The organism is Sphingomonas sp. (assembly GCF_031361285.1).
Taxonomy (GTDB): Bacteria; Pseudomonadota; Alphaproteobacteria; order Sphingomonadales; family Sphingomonadaceae; genus Sphingomicrobium.
In genome coordinates this window covers 1-1,642 of record NZ_JANMCO010000109.1, presented here as the reverse complement: position 1 = coordinate 1,642, position 1,642 = coordinate 1, and the positions used below count along the sequence as shown (strand labels likewise).

Below are 1,642 nucleotides of genomic sequence, written 5' to 3'. Positions count from 1 at the left end.
GTCGAGGCCGGAGCTCGGCGAGTCGTGCAGGCGCTTGGCGTCGATCCGGTCGATCGCGAACGCGCGCTCTGCCGCCGGGTCAGGAAGCCGTCGCGCAGTGACGATGATCGGCGCTTCCGGCGGTGGCGGCGGCAGTGCCTGGATCATGGCGAGAGGCTGCCCAAAGCAAGACGTCGCGTCCAGTGAGTGGTGAAGCCGCGCCGAGCGGCTACACTCGTCTTGCGTTATCGAGTCTCGTGAGCCTTGGTCTCAAGTGCCCAGAACACATGGGTCAGCTTGCGGCGGCCGTTGCCAAAATCTTCCACGAACGTGTCGGCGCGGCCCAGCTTGTCGAAGTGAACGGCGCGGCCCCACTCGGCCGGGCTGTCGCCGGCTGGCCCCGGGTGCCATGCCGCGCTTCCGCCTGCACCTGCGCTTTGCAGCGTCAGGTTCGCGTGAGCGTGGTCGTAGATGATCCCAAGTTCCACATAGTCGTGAAGGTTGGGACTCGTATTAGGATAGAGATAGCCGGACGCGGTCCCGGTCGGATCATTGGTATAGTCCATGCAAGTGCCAAGGTTTGGCGGGCCATAGGTCTCGTTCTGGTGGTCGAGGCCGAAGTCGTGGCCGAGTTCCTGGCAAGCGACGATCGCCCGCCACTCGGCGGTGTTGTAGCTGCTGCCGGCGCCGTAATAGCTGTCGTTGAGCTTGGTCGTCCCCTGGCTGATGTGTCCGCCGCTGAGCCAAATCGAGGCGATGCCAAGCCAGCCGCGCTTGCCGTACGCATAGTTGCAGACCAGCACCTTGCCCGCGATCGGGTTGCACTTCCTGCGGTCGATGGAATTGTTGACGGTGCGGGTGAGCGTCAGCACGTCGGGTGCATTGTTGACGACCGGATTGTTCCAGTCGCTGATCGAGGTCGCGATCGCCGATTCCCAATAAGAGCTGCTCGACGTCACCACCTCGAGCGACAATGATCCGGCCGTCCGGGTCGACCAATGATAGCCGCCCCAACTATGGGTGGCGAGCGCTGGTGCGGCGATCACGGCGGCGGAAACGGCGGCAAGCGCGGCGACTCGGAAATGCATCTTTTTCATGTGAAAGCCCCTCCAGGGATAACCCGGTTGACCCGATGCTGTCACAACTACCACTCGCGTGCAAGCTTCAGATTTACATTCATATTTTCAGCCCGCCCTAATCGCGGCGAACGTGAATGATACCAATCCGGTCGGTGTAAATGCGCCGCCAAAGAGGCGAGGTGTCGAGCGCCTGGACCAGGCGCGTATTGCTCGGCGGCAGCATCGTCCAACGAATGCCATAGCGCTCGACCGCGCGGTTGAATCTCGCCACGTCGCCCTGGGTGATCTCGTTGTAGTCGGTAACGAATGCGTCTCCATACAAGTCGGCGCGGCCGTCGATGTAGGGCTTGATCCCGGCCAGGATCAGCGGCCCGCCGAACGTATATCCGTTGAACACCGGCTGCGACCGCAACGCTTCCGGCACCGCCGCGATCAAGTGCCGGGGATTGGCCGAATTCTCGACTGGCGCGATCGGCAGCGCCGCTCGCAGCGCCAGCATCGGAATCGCCGCGAAGCCGAGCATGGCGAAGCTGCTCTTGGTGATTGCTTTGCCGCCGAACAGCGGAGGGACGACCGCCGCGGCG

General features: G+C 63.3%; 2 protein-coding genes. Both read right to left on the bottom strand.

What is annotated here, in order from left to right:
• Positions 1 to 224: 224 nt before the first annotated feature.
• Positions 225 to 1,076: a hypothetical protein gene (locus RMO25_RS10135; protein WP_309662485.1), complete on the bottom strand. Its 852-nt coding sequence runs from the start codon at positions 1,074 to 1,076 to the stop codon at positions 225 to 227.
• A 97-nt stretch (positions 1,077 to 1,173) separates the two neighbouring features.
• Positions 1,174 to 1,642 (bottom strand): hypothetical protein (locus RMO25_RS10130; RefSeq protein ID WP_309662484.1); only part of this gene is annotated, 469 nt, incomplete at its 5' end.